We start from the raw sequence: 2,641 nt of genomic DNA, 5'->3' as shown, positions 1-2,641 counted from the left end.
TGCGCGGCGGCAATCAAGGTGAGATTCAGCGTCAATCAGGATGAGACTCGGCGGCGGGGGTGTGACGAAGGGAGGGCGTAGCCCGACCGGAGTTACACCCCCGCCGCGGCGCAATTTTTCGGCGTCTCATGATCGCGGTCGGCCCGCTACGGTGGTGGTTTTCTGGAATGGAGAACCACCTTTGTGCCGGGTCGCCATGTAACCGATCATCAGATGAGATTATTCATGAAGTATCGACAAACGCATTCTGTTGAGGTCGCCGCCGCGAAGGCGTCGATCAGCCGGGCGACGGCATTCCGTATGGAGAAAGAGCAGCGCCTTCCGTCGCAGAACAAGCCGCCCCGCGGTCGGCGTCGTCCCGATCCGCTTGAGCATATCTTTGATGCGGAGGTCGTTCCGCTCCTCAAGGCCGCTCCCGGCATTCGTGCGGTCGCCGTTTACGACGAGATGCTGCGGCGTCATCCGGAGCTTCCCGAAGGCATTCGCCGCACACTTGAGCGGCGAATCCGGTCATGGCGAGCCGTTCACGGTGAGGCACAGGAGGTGATCTTCCGCCAGACGCACGAGCCCGGCCGGTTGGGGCTGTCGGATTTTACCGACATGGGCAGCCTCAGCGTGACGATCGCCGGCCAACCGCTCGACCATCTGCTCTATCACTTCCGGCTGGTCTGGTCGGGCTTCGAGCACGCCCATGTCATCCTTGGCGGCGAAAGCTTCGTCGCCTTGGCGGAGGGACTGCAGAACGCCCTGTGGTCCATTGGCGGATCGCCGCTCTATCACCGCAGCGACAGCCTGTCGGCCGCCTTCCGCAACCTCGATGCCGATGCCAAGGTCGATCTGACAAACCGCTATGAGGGCCTGTGCTCTCATTACCGGATGACGCCGACGCGCAACAACAAGGGCGTCGCCCACGAGAACGGCTCAATCGAAAGTTCTCACGGCCATCTCAAGAACGCGGTTCGCGATGCACTCCTGATGCGCGGCACCCGAGACTTCAACGATCTCCGCTCCTACCGCGCCTTCATCGACGAGATCGTCAGCCGCCGTAATGCCGCACATGGCAAGCGCATCGATACCGAGCGCCCGCATCTGCAGGCCCTTCCCGATCGCCGCACGTCCGACTTCGAAGAGGTGGTCGTCACGGTGTCCCGCACCGGCGGCTTCGCCTTGCGCAAGGTCTTCTACACCGTCCCCTCCCGCTTGATCGGCCACCGGCTGCGTGTGCGTTTGTTTGACGATCGCCTCGACGTCTTCATCGGCGGCACGCATCTACTGACGCTGCCACGAGGTCGCGCCCATGCGAGTGGCAAGCACGATCAGGTCGTCAACTATCACCACGTCATCCACTCTCTGCGCAAAAAGCCCATGGCGCTTCTCAACCTGGTCTATCGCGACAAGCTCTTCCCCCGGCCGGAATATCGAAGGGCTTTCGACACTCTTATCGAGCAACTGCCTGACCGGCAGGCTTGCAAGATCACCGTCGAATTACTGGCCCTGGCTCATGATCGCGGTTGCGAGCGTGAACTGGCCGAGGAGCTTGCCAGAACGCTCGACGCCCGCAAATTGCCCGACCTGGTGGCCTTGAGAGCGATCTTCGGCCCAGACCCGGATCAGTTGCCGACCGTTCATGTGCAGCTCGCATCGCTCAATAGCTATGAAGCCCTGATGGGGTCTGCCTATGCGGGAGAGGCCGCATGAAGAACGTCCACAACACCATCGACGAAGCCCGCCTCGGCATCATGCTCAATGAGCTGAGGCTGCCGACGATCAAGACGCTCTGGTCGCAATTTGCCGAGCAGGCCGATCGGGAGGGATGGCCAGCCGCCCGCTTCCTGTCGGCCATCGCCGAACATGAGTTGGCCGAGCGAGCGCATCGCAGGATCGAACGCCACCTCGCCGAGGCGCATCTGCCGCCTGGAAAGACACTCGACAGCTTCGCCTTCGACGCCGTGCCCATGGTCTCCAAGGCCCAGGTGATGGCGATTGCCGCCGGCGATAGTTGGCTGGCCAAAGGTGCCAATATCCTCATGTTCGGTCCGCCGGGCGGCGGAAAGAGCCATCTCGCCGCGGCCATCGGCCTCGCGCTGATCGAGAACGGTTGGCGGGTGCTGTTCACGCGCACGACCGATCTCGTCCAGAAGCTTCAGGTCGCACGGCGTGAACTCCAACTCGAATCCGCCATCGCAAAGCTCGACAAGTTCGATCTGCTCATCCTCGATGATCTGGCCTACGTCACCAAGGACCAGGCCGAAACCAGCGTGCTCTTCGAACTCATCTCCGCAAGATATGAGCGGCGTTCCATCATGATCACCGCCAATCAGCCCTTTGGAGAATGGAACCGCGTCTTTCCGGACCCGGCCATGACGCTTGCCGCGGTGGACCGACTTGTTCATCACGCAACGATCTTCGAAATGAACGTCGAAAGTTATCGGCGACGTTCCGCCATGGAAGCCAAACGCCAGCGCGGCAGACCTGCCGCCGTCGCGACAATCAAAAGTGCTTCCCAGATTGTCGCGGAGCGACAATCAGAACACGATGAGACTCTTGCCAGCGACAATCAGCATGATACGGTCATCCCGACCGCGACATAAGAATCTCATCCAGATTGTCGCCGCCGTCTCATCCTGATCGTCGCGCTATA

At 61.3% G+C, this 2,641-nt stretch carries 2 protein-coding genes; both read left to right on the top strand.

All coding sequences use genetic code 11. The annotated features are described in order from the left end of the window. Positions 1 to 213: 213 nt before the first annotated feature. Positions 214 to 1,698 (top strand): IS21 family transposase, encoded by a 1,485-nt coding sequence (gene istA, locus BLJAPNOD_RS26935; RefSeq protein WP_199566043.1) that lies wholly within the window; start codon positions 214 to 216, stop codon positions 1,696 to 1,698. After that, positions 1,695 to 2,591: an IS21-like element helper ATPase IstB gene (gene istB, locus BLJAPNOD_RS26930; RefSeq protein WP_115422126.1), complete on the top strand. Its 897-nt coding sequence runs from the start codon at positions 1,695 to 1,697 to the stop codon at positions 2,589 to 2,591. Before istA ends, istB begins: the two co-directional genes overlap by 4 nt. Positions 2,592 to 2,641: the final 50 nt, after the last annotated feature.

Origin of the sequence: Ensifer sp. M14, assembly GCF_003355565.1 — a bacterium.
In the GTDB taxonomy this organism is placed as follows: Bacteria; Pseudomonadota; Alphaproteobacteria; order Rhizobiales; family Rhizobiaceae; genus Ensifer.
This window is presented reverse-complemented; position numbering and strand designations above follow the sequence as displayed.